General features: G+C 71.3%; 17 protein-coding genes. 2 read left to right on the top strand and 15 right to left on the bottom strand.

Features of this window, described 5'->3' with window-relative positions; all coding sequences use genetic code 11:
- Positions 1 to 30: 30 nt before the first annotated feature.
- From IA22_RS0119445 to pgsA, 14 genes are all read right to left on the bottom strand, one after another.
- Complete coding sequence (locus IA22_RS0119445; RefSeq protein ID WP_030124299.1) at positions 31 to 588, bottom strand: adenine phosphoribosyltransferase; 558 nt, start codon at positions 586 to 588, stop codon at positions 31 to 33.
- Positions 585 to 1,685, bottom strand: a complete 1,101-nt coding sequence (gene secF / locus IA22_RS0119440; RefSeq protein WP_014157352.1) for a protein translocase subunit SecF — start codon at positions 1,683 to 1,685, stop codon at positions 585 to 587. The genes IA22_RS0119445 and secF overlap by 4 nt, the downstream gene beginning before the upstream one ends.
- A 1-nt stretch (position 1,686) precedes the next feature.
- The gene (gene secD, locus IA22_RS0119435) at positions 1,687 to 3,435 is read right to left on the bottom strand and encodes a protein translocase subunit SecD (RefSeq protein ID WP_014157351.1); all 1,749 of its coding nucleotides are present in this window, start codon (positions 3,433 to 3,435) and stop codon (positions 1,687 to 1,689) included.
- Positions 3,436 to 3,582: 147 nt separating this feature from the next.
- Positions 3,583 to 4,059, bottom strand: coding sequence for a preprotein translocase subunit YajC (gene yajC, locus IA22_RS0119430; RefSeq protein ID WP_014157350.1), 477 nt, complete (start codon positions 4,057 to 4,059; stop codon positions 3,583 to 3,585).
- Between the two features lie 167 nt (positions 4,060 to 4,226).
- Positions 4,227 to 5,312, bottom strand: coding sequence for a Holliday junction branch migration DNA helicase RuvB (gene ruvB, locus IA22_RS0119425; protein WP_030124298.1), 1,086 nt, complete (start codon positions 5,310 to 5,312; stop codon positions 4,227 to 4,229).
- Between the two features lie 80 nt (positions 5,313 to 5,392).
- On the bottom strand, positions 5,393 to 6,019 hold the full coding sequence (gene ruvA, locus IA22_RS0119420; protein WP_014157348.1) for a Holliday junction branch migration protein RuvA: 627 nt from the start codon (positions 6,017 to 6,019) through the stop codon (positions 5,393 to 5,395).
- Positions 6,016 to 6,549: a crossover junction endodeoxyribonuclease RuvC gene (gene ruvC / locus IA22_RS0119415; protein ID WP_014157347.1), complete on the bottom strand. Its 534-nt coding sequence runs from the start codon at positions 6,547 to 6,549 to the stop codon at positions 6,016 to 6,018. The genes ruvA and ruvC overlap by 4 nt, the downstream gene beginning before the upstream one ends.
- 115 nt (positions 6,550 to 6,664) lie before the next feature.
- Positions 6,665 to 7,417, bottom strand: coding sequence for a YebC/PmpR family DNA-binding transcriptional regulator (locus tag IA22_RS0119410; protein WP_014157346.1), 753 nt, complete (start codon positions 7,415 to 7,417; stop codon positions 6,665 to 6,667).
- A gap of 61 nt (positions 7,418 to 7,478) precedes the next feature.
- On the bottom strand, positions 7,479 to 8,072 hold the full coding sequence (gene pdxT, locus IA22_RS0119405) for a pyridoxal 5'-phosphate synthase glutaminase subunit PdxT (protein ID WP_014157345.1): 594 nt from the start codon (positions 8,070 to 8,072) through the stop codon (positions 7,479 to 7,481).
- A 6-nt stretch (positions 8,073 to 8,078) separates the two neighbouring features.
- Complete coding sequence (pdxS, locus tag IA22_RS0119400; protein WP_030124297.1) at positions 8,079 to 8,999, bottom strand: pyridoxal 5'-phosphate synthase lyase subunit PdxS; 921 nt, start codon at positions 8,997 to 8,999, stop codon at positions 8,079 to 8,081.
- A 208-nt stretch (positions 9,000 to 9,207) separates the two neighbouring features.
- Entirely contained in the window at positions 9,208 to 9,753 is a 546-nt protein-coding gene (locus IA22_RS0119395) for a hypothetical protein (protein WP_030124296.1), read from the bottom strand.
- A gap of 100 nt (positions 9,754 to 9,853) precedes the next feature.
- Entirely contained in the window at positions 9,854 to 11,014 is a 1,161-nt protein-coding gene (locus tag IA22_RS0119390) for a glycosyltransferase family 4 protein (protein ID WP_014157342.1), read from the bottom strand.
- Entirely contained in the window at positions 11,011 to 11,934 is a 924-nt protein-coding gene (locus tag IA22_RS0119385; protein ID WP_015576402.1) for a phosphatidylinositol mannoside acyltransferase, read from the bottom strand. The genes IA22_RS0119390 and IA22_RS0119385 overlap by 4 nt, the downstream gene beginning before the upstream one ends.
- Positions 11,931 to 12,599, bottom strand: coding sequence for a phosphatidylinositol phosphate synthase (pgsA, locus tag IA22_RS0119380; protein ID WP_030124295.1), 669 nt, complete (start codon positions 12,597 to 12,599; stop codon positions 11,931 to 11,933). Before pgsA ends, IA22_RS0119385 begins: the two co-directional genes overlap by 4 nt.
- A 276-nt stretch (positions 12,600 to 12,875) precedes the next feature.
- Between pgsA and IA22_RS0119375 the strand changes: the two genes are divergently transcribed.
- Complete coding sequence (locus IA22_RS0119375; RefSeq protein ID WP_030124294.1) at positions 12,876 to 15,101, top strand: elongation factor G-like protein EF-G2; 2,226 nt, start codon at positions 12,876 to 12,878, stop codon at positions 15,099 to 15,101.
- A 157-nt stretch (positions 15,102 to 15,258) separates the two neighbouring features.
- Complete coding sequence (locus IA22_RS0119370; RefSeq protein WP_030124293.1) at positions 15,259 to 16,929, top strand: hypothetical protein; 1,671 nt, start codon at positions 15,259 to 15,261, stop codon at positions 16,927 to 16,929.
- Between the two features lie 57 nt (positions 16,930 to 16,986).
- Here the strand turns inward: IA22_RS0119370 and IA22_RS0119365 are convergent, their stop codons facing one another.
- Positions 16,987 to 18,531 (bottom strand): acyl-CoA carboxylase subunit beta, encoded by a 1,545-nt coding sequence (locus tag IA22_RS0119365; protein ID WP_106973257.1) that lies wholly within the window; start codon positions 18,529 to 18,531, stop codon positions 16,987 to 16,989.
- Between the last annotated feature and the right edge of the window lie 132 nt (positions 18,532 to 18,663).

Below are 18,663 nucleotides of genomic sequence, written 5' to 3'. Positions count from 1 at the left end.
CTATGCGCGGCCGATCGGACGCGGCGCAGGTCAGAGGGTGATCAGGGCCTCCAGCGGGGCTTCCCGCAGCCCTGCGCCGAGCCGGTCGCGGCCGGCGAGGAAGCCGAGCTCCATGAGGACGGACACCCCCGCGACCTGTGCACCGGCCCGCCGGATGAGCTCCAGCGATGCCTCGGCGGTGCCGCCGGTGGCCAGGACGTCGTCGATGACCATGACGCGGTCGTCGGCGGACAGGTCCTCGGCGTGGATCTCGATCTCCGCCGTGCCGTACTCCAGCTCGTACTCCTGGCCCAGCGTGGCGCCGGGCAGCTTCCCGGCCTTGCGCACGGGGACGAACCCGAGTCCGGCCCGGACCGCCACCGGCGCGGCCAGGATGAAGCCGCGCGCCTCCAGACCGACGACCTTGGTGGCGCCGTGCCGTGCGCACAGCTCCACGAAGAAGTCGGTGAGCGCGGTGAAGGCGACCGGGTCCGCGAGCAGCGGAGTGATGTCCTTGAACAGCACTCCGGGCTTCGGATAGTCCGGTACGTCGCGGATCCGGCTGAGCAGCAGCTCACGGGTCGCGTCGGTGACGCTCATGCTGGTCATCGGCGGTTCCTCGGAGTCCGGCCGTGCCCGCCCGGCTGACGGCGCTGACCGACGACGGCACCCGCGGGCTCGGTGAGGTCGTCCGTCAGGTCGTCACGCTCGTCCTCGGCGGACTCGCCCTTGGCGGCCGCGGCGGCCCGCTTGGCGAGGATCCGCTTCTTCAGTGCCTTTATCTGCGGCTCGCGTTCCTTGAGGTCGGCGACCAGCGGGGTGGCGATGAAGATGGAGGAGTACGCACCGGCGGCGAGGCCGACGAAGAGCGAGAGCGAGATGTCGTTCAGCATGCCCGCGCCGAGGACACCGCCACCGATGAACAGCAGACCGGCGACCGGCAGCAGCGCGACGACGGTGGTGTTGATGGAACGCACCAGCGTGCCGTTGATGGACCGGTTCGCGATCTCGCTGTAGGTCCAGCGGGTCTGCTTGGTGATCCCCTGCGTGCCCTCCTTGAGGCTGTCGAAGACGACGACCGTGTCGTAGAGGGAGTAACCGAGGATCGTCAGCAGACCGATCACGGTGCCGGGGGTGACCTCGAAGCCGACAAGGGCGTAGACACCGACGGTGATCGTGATGTCGTGGATCAGCGCGATGAGGGCGGCGACGGCCATCCGCCACTCGAAGGCGATGGCCAGGTAGACCACCACGAGGACCATGAAGATGCCGAGGCCGGCCCACGCCTTGTTGGCGATCTGCTCACCCCAGCTGGGGCCGACGAGGTCCGCGTTGATCTTCGCCTCGGGGATGCCGAGGTCCTCGGAGAGCTGGGCCTTGATCTGGTCGGCCTTCTTGGTGTCGACCTCGGTGATCTGGATCCGGAGCCCGCCGTTGCCGAGCTCCTGGACGATCGCCTCGTGACCGGAGGCCGCGACCGCGTCCTCGTGGGCCTGGGAGACGGACACCTTGGCCTTGGTGTCGGTCGTGAAGACGGCACCGCCCTTGAACTCGATGCCCATGTTCAGGCCGCTGACCGCCAGGCCGAGGATGGCCGTGATGGTGATCAGGATCGAGACGCCGTACCAGATCTTGCGCTTGCCGATGAAGTCGTAACCGACCTCGCCACGGTAGAGCCGGGCGCCGAGATTGCCGAGTCGCGACATCTCACGCCTCCTTCGGGTGGTCGGTACGGGCGTTGACGCGGCGCGAGCGGCGCAGCGGCGGCTTGGCGCCGAGCCGCTTCGGGTCCAGGCCGGACCACGGGTGACCGCCACCGAAGAACTTCGTGCGGGCCATCAGCGTCATGACGGGCTTGGTGAAGAGGAACACCACGACGACGTCGAGCAGGGTCGTGAGACCGAGCGTGAACGCGAAGCCCTGGACCTTGCCGACGGTGACGAGGAAGAGCACGGCCGCCGCGAGGAACGACACGAAGTCGGACACGAGGATGGTGCGACGGGCGCGCGGCCAGGCACGCTCGACGGCCGGACGCAGGGTGCGTCCCTCGCGGATCTCGTCCCGGATGCGTTCGAAGTAGACGATGAACGAGTCCGCCGTGATACCGATCGCCACGATCGCGCCGCAGACGGCCGGGAGGTTCAGCGCGAAGCCGATGGCCGGGCCGAGCAGGGCCATGATCGTGTAGGTCAGGATTCCGGAGGCCACCAGGCTGAGGAGCGCGATGAGCGCCAGGCCGCGGTAGTAGGCCACCAGGTAGATGACGACCAGGGCCAGTCCGATGGCGCCGGCGATGAGACCGGCCTCCAGCTGCTCGCCGCCGAGAGCGGCGGTGACCGTGGTGACGGTGTCCTCGCTGAAGGACAGCGGGAGCGCGCCGTAGGACAGGACGTTGGCCAGGTCCTCCGCCGACTGCTGGGTGAAGCTGCCGGAGATCTCGGCGCTGCCGCTGAGCGTCTCGTTCACCTGGGGTGCGGAGACGACCTCGCCGTCGAGGGAGATCGCGAACTGGTTCGCCGGGGACTGCTGCGTCGAGAGCTTCTTGGTGATCGTCTGGAACTTCTTGGAGCCCTTGTCGGTGAACTCCATGGAGACGAGCCAGATGCCGCGCTGCTGGTCGAACTGGGCCTTCGCGTCGTCGACGTCCGTGCCGGAGACCTCGGCCGGGCCGAGCAGGTACTTGGCGTCACCCTCGGAGCTGCAGGCGACCGTCGGGTCCTCGGGCTTCACACCGTCGCCGGCGGCCGCGCGGGCCGCCTTGTCGGTGCAGTCGAGCTCGGTGAACTTCTTCTGGAGCGCCGCGGTGGCCGCGTCGGGCGTCTCGGTCGCCGCGGGGGCGTCCGACTCCGAGGCGCCGGAGGGGGTCGGCGTCGCGTCCTTCTTCAGGGCGCCGGTGACGGCACGGCCCTGGGTGGTGGCACCGTCCGAGGGCGTCGCCTTCGGGTCCGAGGCCGTCTCCGGGTCGCTCGCCTTCGCACTGGGCGTGGCGCTCGGCTTCCCGGAACCGGTGGCGGACGGGCTCGCGGAACCCTCGGGCGTCGGTGCGCCGCCGGCGACCGTGAGGACGGGCCGGAAGTACAGCTGGGCGGTCGTACCGACCTGCTCCCGGGCCTGTGCCGAGTTCGTCCCCTTGGGGATGTTGACGATGATGTTCGATGCGCCCTGGGTCTGAACCTCGGCCTCGGAGACGCCCAGACCATTGACACGGCGTTCGATGATGCTGACCGCGGTGTTCATGTTGGTCTCGTTGATCGCCTCAGGCTTGCCGGGCTGGCTCTTCGCCTTGAGGGTGATCGACGTGCCGCCGGCCAGGTCGATGCCGAGCCGGGGCGTGGTGTGACCGGACAGGAACATCCCGCCGGTCAGGGCGACCATGGCAATGAGGATCAGTGCCAGGGCACGGCCCGGCCTGCCCTGTCCACCGGATGATCCCCGGCCTTTCTTCGGTGCTGCCACCTTTTCGTTTCTCCCTGTCCAACCGCCCCGCGCCGGGTGCGCGCCCGAGCGGCCACTGAGTGATGTGGGGACCCGACCCCGCAGAAGGGCCCACGGCCCGCGAGACGCCGGACACCCGTAGGCATCCGGCGTCCGGGGATCGTGGAACTACTTCGCGTCGCCCTCGCCGTCGGCCTTGGCGTCCTTGACCTCTGAGCCCTTGACCTCGGTGTCCTTCGGCGCCGCGTCGTCCTCGGGCTTCTTGCCCAGGTCGATCTTCGCGACGTCGTCGTGCGCGGACTCACCGTCGGTGAGCGAGGAGGCGTCGTCGGGGACGACCGTGGCCTCGCCCTCCAGCTCGTCGTCGCCGTGGACGATGCGGTTGTACTCCGCGTCGTCGAGGACGGCGCCGATGGCGTTCTTCGCGTAGACGGCGTGGACGCCGGGTGCGACCTCGAGGAGAACCGTGTCGTCCTGGATCTCCTTGACGGTGGCGTACATGCCCCCGATCGTCCGGACGCCGGTGCCGGGCTGCATGTCGTCGCGCATCTGCGCAGCCGCCTGCTGCTTCTTCTTGGCGGACCGGGTCATCAGGAACATGGCCCCGATGAGCACGATGAAGGGGAGGAGGGTCACGAGACTCACGGGACGGAACTTCCTTCGCACGACCACGCTGATTGACGCGGCCTGGTCTACGGGGGTGGGTACACCGACCTGTACGGGCGGCATCGGCGGAGTCTAAGCGAGTCCGCATCATTGGAACAACGTCCAGCATGGCACCGGGGTTCCCCTGCTGGCCAACCCGTCCGGTGTCACGCCCCGAACAGGCCCTGTTGTCTCTTTGCGCCGTGCTGCGGAGGAACGAGGCCGAGGTGGGCCCACGCCGCGGGGGTCGCGACCCTGCCCCGCGGGGTCCTGGCGAGCAGCCCTTCCCGTACGAGGAACGGCTCGGCGACCTCCTCGACCGTCTCGCGCTCCTCCCCCACGGCCACCGCGAGGGTGGAGAGCCCGACGGGGCCCCCGCCGAAGAGCTTGAGCAGGGCGCCGAGCACCGCCCGGTCCAGCCGGTCGAGTCCCCGGGCGTCGACCTCGTACACCCGCAGGGCGGCGGCGGCGATGTCCCGGTCGATCCGACCCTCGGCCTTGACCTGGGCGTAGTCGCGGACACGGCGCAGCAGGCGGTTGGCGATGCGGGGGGTGCCGCGGGAGCGTCCGGCGATCTCGGCGGCTCCGGCGGTGTCTATGGCGACGTCGAGCAGTCCGGCGGAGCGGTGGATGACCCGCTCCAGCTCGGTGGGGGCGTAGAACTCCATGTGGCCGGTGAAGCCGAAGCGGTCGCGGAGCGGGGGCGGGAGCAGTCCCGCCCTGGTGGTGGCGCCGACGAGGGTGAAGGGCGGCAGTTCGAGCGGGATGGCCGTGGCGCCGGGGCCCTTTCCGACGATGACGTCGACCCGGAAGTCCTCCATCGCCATGTAGAGCATCTCCTCGGCGGGCCGCGACATCCGGTGGATCTCGTCGAGGAAGAGGACTTCGCCCTCCTGGAGCGAGGAGAGGATGGCGGCGAGGTCTCCCGCGTGCTGGATGGCGGGGCCCGAGGTGATCCGGATCGGGGCGCCCATCTCCGCCGCGATGATCATGGAGAGGGTGGTCTTGCCCAGGCCGGGGGCGCCGGAGAGCAGGACGTGGTCGGCGGTGGCGCCCCGCGCGCGGGCGGCCTTCAGGACGAGGTCGAGCTGTTCCCGCACCTTCTCCTGGCCGACGAATTCGTGCAGGTCCTTCGGGCGCAGGGCGGCCTCGACCGCGGTGTCCTCGCCGTCGGCGCCGGCGTCGACCAGGCGGTCGTCCAGGCGGTCGTCGGTGAGGTCGCCGGTGTCGGGCCCGGTCTCGTCCCAGTTCATCTCGTCAGTCCCGCCTCGGGTGTTTCGGTGCCGTTCGGTGCGGTGTCCGGCCGGCCTGCGGGGCGTGTGGGCCCCGGGGGTCAGCGTGCGCGGTTGAGCGTCTGCAGGGCTGCGCGGAGCAGCTGGGGTACGGGGGCCTGGCCGCCCCCGGCGATCGCCGCCTCGGCCTGCGGTGTCACGGCGGTCACCGCCTCGTCGGCCTCCCGGGTGGCGTAGCCGAGGCCGATGAGGGCGGCCTGCAGCTGGTCGCGCCAGGAGGAGCTGACGGGGGTGCCGACGCCCTGCTGCCCGATGCGCGCGCCGACCGGGTCGCCGAGCCGGTCCTTGAGTTCGAGGAGGAGCTTCTGGGCGCCCTTCTTGCCGATGCCGGACACGGCGGTGAGGGCCTTCTCGTCACCGGTGGCGACGGCGGTGCGCAGGGCGTCGGGGCTGTGGGTGGCGAGCATCGCCTGGGCGAGCCGGGGGCCCACGCCGCTGGCGGTCTGGAGCAGTTCGAAGACCTGCCGCTCGTCGTCGTCCGCGAAGCCGTACAGGGTGAGGGAGTCCTCCCGGACCACGAGCGAGGTGGCCAGCCGCGCGTCCGTGCCGATCCGCAGCCCGGCGAGGGTGCCGGGGGTGCACTGGACGGCCATGCCGATGCCGCCGACCTCGATCACGGCTGTCGTCGGGGCGAGGGCGGCCACCGGGCCGGAGACGAAGGCGATCATGCGGTACGGCCTTTCAGCGTGCGATGTGCGGCGACGGCCTGCTGCAGTCGGTTCTGCGCGGGTGCGCGCCAGATGTGGCAGATGGCGAGGGCGAGGGCGTCGGCGGCGTCGGCGGGCTTCGGGGGTGCGTCGAGGCGCAGCAGCCGGGTCACCATCGCCCCGACCTGCGCCTTGTCGGCGCGTCCGGATCCGGTGACGGCCGCCTTGACCTCACTGGGCGTGTGCAGGGCGACGGGGATGCCGCGGCGGGACGCGCAGAGCATGGCGACCGCGCTGGCCTGGGCGGTGCCCATGACCGTGCGGACGTTGTGCTGGGCGAACACCCGCTCCACCGCCACGTACTCGGGGCGGTGTTCGTCGAGCCACTGCTCGATGCCCCGCTCGATGGCGACCAGCCGGTGGCCGAGCTCCGCGTCGGCCGGGGTCCGCACGACGCCGACGCCCACCATGGTGAGCGGCCGGCCGGCCACGCCCTCGACGACTCCGACACCGCACCGGGTCAGCCCCGGGTCCACGCCCAACACCCGCACGAAAGGGCCCCCTCCGCCACTCGGTCACCTGTTCCCGCAGGCTATCGGGTCGCACCGACAATGCGACGGGCCGACGGGGTGTGTCCCGTCGGCCCGTCGCTGTGCCGCACCGCCCTCAGGCGTCCACCTTCTCCATGACCTCGTCGGAGACGTCGAAGTTGGCGAAGACGTTCTGCACGTCGTCGCTGTCCTCCAGCGCGTCGATCAGCTTGAAGATCTTGCGCGCGCCCTCCTCGTCGAGCTCGACCTGCATGGTCGGGACGAAGTTGGCCTCGGCCGAGTCGTAGTCGATGGAGGCGTCCTGCAGCGCCGTGCGGACCGCGACCATGTCGGTGGCCTCGCTGAGCACCTCGAACGTGTCACCGAGGTCGTTGACCTCCTCGGCCCCCGCGTCCAGCACGGCACCGAGCACGTCGTCCTCGGACAGCTCGCCCTTGGGGACGATCACGACGCCCTTGCGGTTGAACAGGTACGAGACCGAGCCCGGGTCCGCCATCGAACCGCCGTTGCGGGTCATGGCGACGCGGACGTCGGACGCGGCACGGTTGCGGTTGTCGGTGAGGCACTCGATGAGCACCGCGACGCCGTTCGGACCGTAGCCTTCGTACATGATCGTCTCGTAGTCGGCGCCGCCGGCCTCGAGGCCGGCGCCGCGCTTGACCGCCGAGTCGATGTTCTTGTTCGGGACCGAGCTCTTCTTCGCCTTCTGGATGGCGTCGAAGAGGGTCGGGTTGCCGGACACGTCGGCGCCGCCCGTACGGGCCGCCACCTCGATGTTTTTGATCATCTTCGCGAAGAGCTTGCCGCGCTTGGCGTCGATCACGGCCTTCTTGTGCTTCGTCGTAGCCCATTTAGAGTGGCCGGACATCTGCCTTCTCCTTCGCGTCACCAAAATCGATCCGAACCCGAGAGATCCTACCGGGATCGCGTCAGCCCACGGCGCGCACCATGTCGGTGAAGAGCGCGTGCACGCGGTGGTCCCCGGTGAGTTCCGGGTGGAACGACGTCGCGAGGGCGTTTCCCTGGCGTACGGCCACGATATGTCCGCCGTGCACCGCGAGGACCTCGGCGCGGGCGCCGACCGACTCCACCCAGGGGGCCCGGATGAAGACGCCCTCGACGGGTCCGCCCGGGACCTCGTCCATCTCGACGGCCGCCTCGAAGGACTCGTTCTGCCGCCCGAAGGCGTTACGGCGCACGATCATGTCGATGCCGCCGGCCGTCTCCTGACCGGAGCGGGGGTCGAGGATCTTGTCGGCCAGCAGGATCATCCCGGCGCAGGTGCCGTACACGGGCATCCCCGAGGCGATCCGCTCGCGCAGCGGCTCCATCATGCCGAAGAGGACCGCCAGCTTGGACATCGTGGTGGACTCACCGCCGGGGATGACGAGCCCGTCGACCTCGGCGAGCTCATCGGGCCGCCTGACCGGCCTGGCCAGGGCGTCCGCCACGGCGAGGGCGGTCAGGTGTTCCCGTACGTCGCCCTGGAGCGCCAGGACTCCGATCACAGGGGTGTCGGTCATCGGTGCTTACCAGCCGCGGTTGGCGTAGCGCTCGCCCTCGGGCAGCGTGTCGCAGTTGATGCCGACCATGGCCTCGCCCAGGTTGCGGGAGGCGTCCGCGATGATCTTCGGGTCGTCGTAGAAGGTGGTGGCCTTCACGATGGCGGCGGCGCGCCTGGCCGGGTCGCCGGACTTGAAGATGCCGGAGCCCACGAAGACGCCCTCGGCGCCGAGCTGGCGCATCAGGGCCGCGTCGGCGGGGGTGGCCACGCCGCCGGCCGAGAACAGGACGACGGGCAGCCTGCCGAGCTCGGAGACCTCCTTGACCAGCTCGTAGGGGGCGCGGAGCTCCTTGGCGGCGGCGTACAGCTCGTTGTTGTCGTAGCCGCGCAGCCGGGCGATCTCGTTCTTGATCTGACGCAGGTGCCGGACCGCCTCGACGACGTTGCCCGTGCCCGCCTCGCCCTTGGAGCGGATCATCGCCGCGCCCTCGGCGACACGGCGCAGGGCCTCGCCCAGGTTGGTGGCGCCGCAGACGAACGGGGTGGTGAAGGCGAACTTGTCGCTGTGGTTGACCTCGTCGGCCGGGGTGAGCACCTCGGACTCGTCGATGTAGTCGACGCCGAGGGACTGGAGCACCTGGGCCTCGACGAAGTGGCCGATGCGGGACTTGGCCATGACGGGGATGGAGACGGCCTCGATGATCTCCTCGATCATGTTCGGGTCCGACATCCGGGCCACGCCGCCGTCCTTGCGGATGTCGGCGGGCACCCGCTCCAGGGCCATGACGGCCACGGCGCCCGCGTCCTCGGCGATCTTCGCCTGCTCGGCGTTGACGACGTCCATGATCACGCCGCCCTTGAGCTGCTCGGACATGCCGCGCTTGACTCGGGCGGTGCCGGTGGCCGGGGTCTCGGCGGACTGCGGGGTGCTGGGAAGCGTGGACACGAATCGACCTCACTGGGGTGGAGACAACGGGGTGCTGCTTCTCCGAGCAAACGCCCCCGGAGCAGTCCACAGCAAGGGCCAATGAACACCCCGTGGACCGGTCCGTGCGTCCCGCGAGCCCGCGCGCGGCCGGGTCACCGCTCCGCCGGGCCGGACCGCCCCAGCAGGCGCTCCGGCCCGTTCCCGACGTGAACGGGCGGGGCCGCCGTCAGCTGCCGGGGCGGTCAGCCAGGGCCACCGGCGGTTCGTCGTCCATCTCGAAGGCGAGCGGGAACGGGGCGTGGCCGGCGAGCCGGAGCAGTCGCACCGTCCGGTGCCTGCGCAGGGCCCGGGCGGCCCGCACCGCGTCGTTGTGGAAGCGGCGTGCCATCGGCACCCGGCGCACGGCGGCGGCCAGTTCCCTCGCCGCGTCCTCACCGCCCGGGAACTCCTTCACGGCGTCGACCTGCGCCGTCTCGCCGAAGACGGCCCGCAGGGCGGTGCTCAGCTCGCTCTCCGCGACCTCGCGCTGGTCCTCCTCGGCCTGCCGTGCGGCGTGGGCCGCTTCGTACAGCACGATCGACGCGGCGGGATCCAGGACCCCGGCCGTGGCCAGTTCCTGGGTGACCGACGCACGGCGCAGCAGCTGGGCGTCGAGCGCGGCCCGTGCCGCGTCGATGCGGGCGTGGAGCCGGTCGAGCCGCCCGGCGGTCCAGCTGAGGTACAGGCCGATCGCGAACAGCGCGACGACGGTCCAGATGAGGATTTCGATCACGGGCGGCAAGGCTACCGTCGGCGGTGGCCGTCCGGGCCCGCCGGTACGGCCAGGACCCGCCTGACTCCCGGCCCGGCGCCCCGGGCCGGGAGGTCCGCGCTCAGTCCCTCGCGAGCCCGAAGCGTGCGCGGAGCCCGGTGCGTTCGTCGGTGTCCACGGCCGCCGCCCCGTCCGTCACCGTCTCGTACACCGCCAGGATGTCCGCACCGACCGTGGTCCAGTCGAAGCGGCGCACGTGCGCGCTGCCGCGTTCCCGCAGCCCCTCGCGCCGCTCCGGGTCTCCCAGCAGCCGGATCGCGGCCGCGGCCAGGGCGTCCGCGTCCTCGTTGGCGAACAGGTCGCCGGCGGATCCCTGGTCGAGCACCTGCGCGAACGCGTCGAGGTCGCTGGCGAGGACGGGCGCGCCCGCCGACAGTGCCTCGACCAGGATGATGCCGAAGCTCTCGCCACCGGTGTTCGGCGCGACGTACACGTCGACGCTGCGCAGCAGCCGTGCCTTGTCCTCGTCGCTCACCATGCCGAGGAACTCGACGCGCGAGCGCATCTCCTGGGGCAGCGAGGCGACGGCCTCCTCCTCGTCACCGCGTCCGGCGACCAGGAGCCTGGTCTCCGGGCGGGCGGCGAGGATCGCGGGGAGTGCCTTCATCAGGACGGGCAGTCCCTTGCGCGGTTCGTCGATACGGCCTATGAAACCGAGCGTGCCGCCCTGCCACTCGGCCTTCGGCTCGGCCCGGGCGAAGAAGTCCACGTCGACCCCGTTGGGGATGACCACGGCGTCGCCGCCGAGGTGCTCGACCAGCGTCCGCCGCGCGTACTCGCTCACGGCGATCCGCGCGCTGATCTTCTCCAGTGCCGGCTGGAGGATCGGGTACGCCGCGATCATGGCCCTGGAGCGCGGGTTGGACGTGTGGAAGGTGGCCACGATGGGCCCCTGCGCGGCCCAGCAGGTGAGCAGGCCCAGCGAGGGCGCGGTGGGCTCGTGGATGTGGATGACGTCGAACGTGCCGTCGTTCAGCCAGCGCCGCACGCGCGCGGCGGACAGGAATCCGAAGTTCAGCCGGGCGACCGAGCCGTTGTACGGGACGGGCACGGCCCGGCCGGCGGACACGACGTACGGCGGGAGCGGCGTCTCGTCGTCGGCGGGCGCGAGCACCGAGACGTCGTGGCCGAGGCGGATCAGGTGCTCGGCCAGGTCGCGGATGTGGAACTGCACCCCGCCCGGGACGTCCCAGGAGTACGGGCAGACGATGCCGATCTTCACGGGGCTTCCCCCTGGGGGTCCAGATCGGCGAGCCAGAGCCGCTGCAGCATGTGCCAGTCCTCCGGGTGCTCGGCGATCCCGTCGGCGAAGGCGTCGGCCAGCGCCTGGGTCATGGAGGACGTCTTCTCGGCCCGTGTGCCCGTCTCCGGTACGGGGACGGGCGGATGGACCCGCGCGCCCATGACGGGGGTGCCGTCGTACCAGAGGGTGACGGGCAGCAGCAGGGCACCGGTCTGCTGGGCCAGCAGGGCCGGCCCGGCGGGCATGCGGGCGGTGGCGCCGAAGAAGTCCACCTCGACGCCGGAGGCCGACAGGTCGCGGTCGGCGACGAGGCAGACGAGCCCGCCCGCGCGCAGCCGCCGGGCGAGGGTCCCGAACGCGGCCCCGCCGCTGTGCGGGAGGACCTCCATGCCGAGCCCCTGGCGGTACGCCACGAAACGGTCGTAGAGGGTCTCCGGCTCGAGCCGCTCGGCGACCGTCGTGAACGGCACCTTGAGATCCGTGGTGACCCAGGCGCCCGCCAGGTCCCAGTTCCCGAGGTGCGGCAGCGCGAGGACGACGCCCCGGCCCGCGTCCAGCCCTTCCGTGAGCCGGTGGGCGTCACGGACGTCGATGGACGCCTTGATCCGCTCCGGGCTCCACGTCGGCAGCCGGAAGGACTCCATCCAGTAGCGCATGTACGAGCGCATGCCGGCCTGCGACAGCTCGGCGAGCCGGGCGGCGTCCGCGTCGGGCACGACCCGGGCGAGGTTGGACTCCAGCCGGAGCACGGACTTCCCGCGCCGCCTCCACACCTGGTCGGCCAGGTTGCGGAAGAGCGCGGCGGCGACGGGCTCGGGCAGCTTCTTGACGGCGCCCCAGCCGAGGCCGTAGAGCCCGTCCGTCAGGCGTCCCTTCAGGTCGGACCGGGTTCTGCTCACTGCGCCGCCCCGCTCCCGCCCTGGGCGGCGGCCGCGGCGTCCGCCTCGGCGGACTCCCTGCGTACGGTCACCACCCGCTGGATCAGCGTCACCAGGCTGCCCACGGCGACGATCCACAGCGCGATCGGCAGCAGGACCTGGATCCCGGGCACCCCGAAGCCGTGCAGACCGGCGAGGCCCGCCGCGACCAGGGAGATCACGAGCCGCTCGGCACGCTCCACCAGCCCGTTGACGGCGACCGGCAGACCGATCGACTCACCCCGTGCCTTCGTGTACGAGACCACCTGGCCGCTGGCCAGGCAGAAGATGGCGACCGCGCACAGCACGGTGTCGTCGCCGCCGCCCGCGTACCAGAGCGCGAACCCGGCGAAGATCGCCCCGTCCGCCACCCGGTCGAGCGTCGAGTCCAGGAACGCGCCCCACCGGCTGGAGATGCCCGCCTGACGGGCCATGTTGCCGTCGACGAGGTCCGAGAAGACGAAGACCGTGATCACGATCGTGCCCCAGAAGAACTCCCCCATCGGGAAGAAGACCAGCGCACCTGCCATCACTCCGGCCGTGCCGACGAGCGTGACCGTGTCGGGGCTGACCCCGAGACGGAGCAGCAGAGCGGCGAACGGTGTGAGGACACGCGTAAAAAATGCACGCGCGTACTTGTTCAGCATGGCCTTCCCGAGGTTCGGTGGGCGCCGCGGCCCCTTCGGCCACCGGCTGGCCCATCGTAGTCACGAGCCGTGCCCGGCACCGGCGGGGCACCCCGTCCCGCCGGATGTCCCGGAAGTCCTGTGCCGCCGCGCCCGCCGTATGGACGGGGTCCGGCCCGGGTGAAAAGCTCGAAGGACCGCGGGCGTCGCCGAAGCCGCCGCGGCGGCTCCCGTTAGCCCGTGCATCCACACCCGAGTTCTTGCGGCACCACGCCACCGATCGGGAGGCACGCAGTCATGGGCGACAGGACACGCACGCACACCGGGGCCGCCGGCAGGGCGGTGACGGCCGGCCGGCCCGATTCCGTACGGAACGTCGCGCTGGTCGGTCACAGCGGCTCGGGCAAGACCACCCTGGTGGAGGCGCTGGCGCTGACCGCCGGCGCCCTGAACCGGGCCGGCCGGGTCGAGGACGGCGCGACCGTCTCCGACCACGACGAGACGGAACAGCGCCGACGGCGTTCCGTGGAGCTCTCGCTGGTCCCCGTCGACTGGGAGGGCCACAGGATCAACCTGCTGGACACACCCGGCTACGCGGACTTCGTCGGGGAGGTCAGGGCCGGTCTGCGCGCGGCGGACGCGGCCCTCTTCGTCGTCTCGGCCGCTCAGGAGGCCGACGCGGTGGCGGGCACCACGCGGGCGCTCCGGGAGGAGTGCGCGGCCGTCGGCATGCCGACGGCCGTCGTCGTCACGCACCTGGACACCGCGCGTACGCCCTTCGACGAGCTGACCCGGATCTGCGGCCGGATCTTCGGACACGACGACCCCGACGCCGTGCTCCCCCTGTACGTGCCCGTGCAGGGGGACGAGGGACCTGACGGGCACGCCCCGCTCACCGGACTCACCGGGCTTCTCACCCAGCGGGTCTTCGACTACTCGTCGGGGGAACGGCGGGAGGGACCGCCCTCCGACGGACAGCGCGGCCCCCTGAAGGAGGCACGTGACCGGCTCATCGAGGGGATCATCGCCGAGAGCGAGGACGAGACCCTGATGGACCGCTACCTCTCCGGGGACGGGATCGACGTCGCGACCCTCTTCGACGACCTGGAGCGAGCCGTCGCACGCGGCGCCTTCCACCCGGTCCTCACCGCGGCTCCCGCGCTCGAGGGCGCGCGCCAGGGCATCGGGACCGTGGAACTCCTGGACCTGATCACCCGCGGCTTCCCCTCCCCCGCGGAACGCGTGCTTCCGGCGGTCACCACCCAGGACGGCACCCAGCGCCCCTTTCCCGTCCGTGATGCGGCGGCCCCCCTGCTCGCCGAGGTCGTGAAGACCTCGTCCGACCCGTACGTCGGCCGGATCTCCCTCGTCCGCGTCTTCTCCGGCACCCTGCGCCCCGACGCCACCGTGCACGTGTGCGGCCACGGCCTCGGCGACCCCGGCGGCCGGACCCGCCCGGACCACGGGGCCGAGGTCCGCGTCGGCGCCCTCTCCTCGCCCTTCGGCAAGCAGCAGCGCCCCCTGGACAGCTGCGCCGCGGGGGACCTGGCGTGCGTCTCGAAGCTCGGCGGGGCGGAGACCGGGGACACCCTCTCGGAGAACGGCGAACCGCTGCTGCTGGAGCCGTGGACCATGCCCGACCCGCTGTTCCCGCTGGCCGTCCGGGCCCACGGCAAGGCCGACGAGGACAGGCTCTCCCAGGGACTGGCGCGCCTGGTCGCCGAGGATCCGACGATGCGCCTGGAGCAGAACCAGGACACCCACCAGGTCGTCCTGTGGTGCATGGGCGAGGCGCACACGGAGGTGGCGCTGGAACGCCTCCGCAGCCGCTTCGGCGTCCAGGTCGACGCCGAACCCCACCGGGTGCCGCTGCGCGAGACGTTCGCCTCCCGGGCCGCCGGGCGGGGGCGGCACGTCAAACAGTCCGGCGGCCACGGCCAGTACGCCGTGTGCGAGATCGAGGTGGAGCCGCTGCCGCCCGGCTCGGGCGTCGAGTTCGTCGACAAGGTCGTCGGCGGCTCTGTGCCGCGGCAGTTCGTCGCGTCCGTGGAGAAGGGCGTACGCGCCCAGGCGGCCCGCGGGGTCGCGTCCGGGAATCCGCTCGTCGACGTGCGCGTCACCCTGGTCGACGGGAAGTCCCATTCGGTGGACTCCTCCGACGCCGCCTTCCAGACGGCCGGCGCGCTGGCACTGCGCGAGGCCGCTGCGGACACCCGCGTCGCGCTCCTCGAACCCGTCGCCGAGGTCGGTGTCCTCGTTCCCGACGACTACGTGGGGGCCGTGATGAGCGACCTGGCGGGGCGGCGCGGCCGGGTCGTCGGCACCGAGCAGGCGACCGGGGAGCGCACGCTCGTACGCGCGGAGGTGCCGGAGATCGAGATCGGCAGGTACACGATCGACCTCCGCTCCCTGACGCACGGCACCGGACGTTTCGACCGGGCGTACGCCCGGCACGAACCGATGCCACCGCAACTCGCCGCCCGCATCCGCGAAACGGCGGAAAGCGGATCAAAGAGCGGCTAGCTGACCGGAAATGGCGCCCGGCGCCCGCCTGCGGCCCTGTTCTCCGGGCGGGCGCACCGCCCGGACGATAGGCTGTGGGCCCAGCTCAGAAGGTGTGCGACGTACCGTAGTTGGGAACAGCCGCAGGAGCAGACCGTGCGGGTGAGTGGGGGCGACAGTGGCCAACGACGGATTCGACTTCTCTCCTGGAGCGCAGATCCCGCTCCAGGGGTCCGGAGGACAGGCGGTGGCGACCAACGCCCTCGCCTCCGCCGCGTACCGCGACAGCGATGTGACGGAGATCCTCAAGGCCAACAGCGACTGGCACAAGTCCGAGGTGAAACCGGGCCAGTCCAAGCTGTTCAAGTCCGACTACTTCAAGCCGAATCTGGGTGAGGCGTTCTCCCGGGCCGTGCAGGAGCGGATGCTCGGCGGCGGCCGCGCCGCGCTCATCCAGTCCTTCGGCTCCGATCCGCAGACCGTCGTCGAGCACTGCCTCTCCGCCACCCGGCTGCGTAAGGCGCGCGACTCGAAGCTCACCCTGATCACCGTCGTCTTCGGCGTCGTCTTCCTGCCCGGCCTGCTCCTCTGGGTCCTGGCCTTCCGCCTCCGGGACTTCCTCAACAAGTCCAAGGACAAGTTCTTCCAGGCGCTGGGCGGTGTCCTGCTCGTCGCGCTCGGGGCCGCCGCCGCGTTCTTCCTGATCACCATGCCGCTCACCGGCTTCCTGGCCCTCTACCTCCGCGCCGCGGCGATCGCCCCGCTGATCGGCTGGCTGCTCGCCAAGCGCGTCGCGGAGGCCTCCGTCAAGGACCTGCGGGCCCGTTGGGAAGGGCTCCTCTCGGGCGGGGGCGTCAGCGCGAAGATCCCCGAGGCCGTGCCCAAGAACCCCAACGAGACCGCGCGCGAGGCGCTGCGCCAGGGCCTGGAGAAGCTCTCCGCCGAGCAGCAGTCCAACTCGGTCTTCTACGCGGGCCCCAAGGGCATCCTCGGGATGGGGACCCGTTGGGGCAGCTGGCAGCTCGCCGAGGAACTCACCCCGCAGGATCCTTCCAAGGAGATCCACCAGTTCCGCAGCTGGGACGTCGTGCGGGCCATCCACGACCAGCTGAAGATGCTGGAGCGCGGTCCGCTGAACACCGGCGGGTTCCCCACTCCGTCCGTGAAGCACTGGATCGTCTCCCCGGTCGGCGAGAACGCGGGTTCCGTCTCCCGGCCCGAGGGTGAGGACGTCGCCACCTTCCAGGTCAAGCCCCACGAGATACAGCGCATCTGCAACCACCAGCAGTTCGGCAGCGGCGACCGTCACTACCTGGGTGTGCAGTTCACCCTCTGGGACGGCCAGCTGGTGATCACGATGCTGATCACCGTCACCGTGCTCCACGAGACGCTGCGCATCGAGGTCACGGGACACGCTCTGGGCCCGGTCCACGGTCTCTTCCTGACCAAGCCGGAGGCACCGACGAAGACGGTCAAGAAGGCCGTCCGCTTCTGGGAGACCCGGAGCATCTCGCTGCCGATCGTCAAGGCGAGCGAGGTCGTCCGGCTGGCGTTGCGCGCACCCCTCACCTGGTACCCGCCGCTGCTGGACTACCTGGGCGGCAAGATCGTCCTGCCCGAGCCCTTCGGACTGCGCCACGCCTGGGCGGCCAAGCCCTGGGGCCACCGCTTCATGGCCGACGACGCCATGCGGACGGCCACCCCGGTCCTGCGGGTGGTCCACTCCGCGACGATGCGGGTCCTGAAGGAGCACGGTGTCGACACCGAGCGCTTCGACAACCGTTCCATGGTCCTCAGCGGCCAGGTCCAGGACCCCTCCCCGAAGAAGGCCGACGTCTACGACGCGTGAGGTGGCCAGCCGGCCTTCCCCGGGCCCGGCGGCGCGCCCGGGGCCGGTCCCCGGGCGCTACAGCGGTGGGTTGCCGTGCTTGCGGGGTGCCGCCTCGGCGGTCTTGGTCCGCAGCACGGTGAGGGCCGCTGCCAGGGTCTCCCGGGTGGCGGCGGGGTCGATGACGTCGTCCACCAGCCCACGTTCCGCCGCGTAGTAGGGGTGCATGAGTTCGGCCCGGTACTCCTTCACCAGCCGGACACGGGCCTCGTCCGGGTCCTCCGCCTCGGCGATCTGCCTCCGGAAGATGACGTTGGCCGCGCCCTCGGCACCCATCACGGCGATCTCGTTGGTGGGCCACGCGAAGGTGAGGTCGGCGCCGATGGACTGCGAGTTCATGACGATGTACGCGCCTCCGTACGCCTTGCGCAGGATGACGGTGATCCTGGGGACCGTGGCGTCGCAGTAGGCGTAGAGCAGCTTGGCGCCGTGCCGGATGATTCCGTCGTGCTCCTGGCCGACGCCGGGCAGGAACCCCGGGACGTCCACCAGGGTCACCAGGGGGATGTTGAACGTGTCGCACATCTGGACGAACCGCGCCGCCTTCTCGGACGCCTTGATGTCAAGCACCCCGGCCAGCGACAGCGGCTGGTTCGCGACGACACCCACGACCTCCCCGGCCAGTCTGATCAGGACGCACAGGATGTTGGGGGCCCAGCGCTCGTGGACCTCCAGCACCTCTTCGTCGTCCGCCAGTTCGGCGATCACCTCGCGCATGTCGTACGCTCTGCTGCCCTCGGCGGGAACCAGGTCCAGCAGCCTCGGCGAGCGCCGTCCGGCCGGGTCGCCGGTCTCGGCACGGGGCGGGCGTTCCCGGTTGTTCGCCGGCAGCAGTCCGAGCAGGTAGCGGACCTCGACGAGGCAGGACTCCTCGTCGTCGTAGGCGAAGTGACAGACCCCGGAGGTCTCCGCGTGGACGTCCGCGCCGCCGAGGCCGCTCAGGGTGACCTCCTCACCGGTGACCGCCCTCACCACGTCCGGACCCGTGATGAACATCTGGGACGTCCCCCGCACCATGAACACGAAGTCGGTGAGCGCGGGGCTGTACGCGGCGCCGCCCGCACACGGTCCGAGCATGACGCTGATCTGCGGGATCACCCCCGAGGCGCGGGTGTTGCGCCGGAAGATCCCGCCGTAGCCCGCGAGCGCCGAGACGCCCTCCTGGATGCGGGCACCGGCCCCGTCGTTCAGGGAGACCAGGGGCGCTCCCGCCGCGAGGGCCATGTCCATGATCTTGTGGATCTTCGCCGCGAGGGCCTCGCCGAGCGCGCCCCCGAACATGCGGAAGTCGTGTGCGTACACGAAGACGGTCCGCCCCTCGACCTCCCCCCAGCCGGTGATCACCCCGTCCGTGTACGGGCGGTTCGTCTCCAGGCCGAAGCCGGTGGCCCGGTGCCGGCGGAACCGCTCCACCTCCTGGAAGGTGCCCGGGTCCAGCAGGAGGTCGATGCGCTCCCGGGCGGTCAGTTTGCCGCGGGCGTGCTGGGCCCCGGTCGCCTTCTCGCCCGGCCCGGCGTGCACCTGGGCGCGCAGGGCGCCGAGTTCACCGACGCGGCGGCGCATGCCGGAGGCGGCGGGCGGGGCGGGTAACGGTCCGGCTGTCGGCGCCGGGGAGTCCGTGGTCGTCATCGGGTCGGCCTTTCTGCTCTGCGGGGTCGGTCCGGCCGGTGGCGGCCCGCCGGGACGGAGGGGCAC

This window comes from Kitasatospora papulosa, assembly GCF_000717245.1.
GTDB classification, from domain to species: domain Bacteria; phylum Actinomycetota; class Actinomycetes; order Streptomycetales; family Streptomycetaceae; genus Streptomyces; species Streptomyces papulosus.
Note: the sequence above shows the minus strand (reverse complement) of the source record. Positions and strands in the feature narration are given on the sequence as shown.

Coding starts and splice junctions, on each gene's coding strand:
- IA22_RS0119445 (WP_030124299.1), bottom strand. CDS start 588: ATGACCAGCATGAGCGTCACCGACGCGACCCGTGAGCTGCTGCTCAGC.
- secF (WP_014157352.1), bottom strand. CDS start 1,685: ATGTCGCGACTCGGCAATCTCGGCGCCCGGCTCTACCGTGGCGAGGTC.
- ruvB (WP_030124298.1), bottom strand. CDS start 5,312: ATGAACTGGGACGAGACCGGGCCCGACACCGGCGACCTCACCGACGAC.
- ruvA (WP_014157348.1), bottom strand. CDS start 6,019: ATGATCGCCTTCGTCTCCGGCCCGGTGGCCGCCCTCGCCCCGACGACA.
- IA22_RS0119410 (WP_014157346.1), bottom strand. CDS start 7,417: ATGTCCGGCCACTCTAAATGGGCTACGACGAAGCACAAGAAGGCCGTG.
- pdxT (WP_014157345.1), bottom strand. CDS start 8,072: ATGACCGACACCCCTGTGATCGGAGTCCTGGCGCTCCAGGGCGACGTA.
- pgsA (WP_030124295.1), bottom strand. CDS start 12,599: ATGCTGAACAAGTACGCGCGTGCATTTTTTACGCGTGTCCTCACACCG.
- IA22_RS0119375 (WP_030124294.1), top strand. CDS start 12,876: ATGGGCGACAGGACACGCACGCACACCGGGGCCGCCGGCAGGGCGGTG.
- IA22_RS0119365 (WP_106973257.1), bottom strand. CDS start 18,531: ATGCGCCGCCGCGTCGGTGAACTCGGCGCCCTGCGCGCCCAGGTGCAC.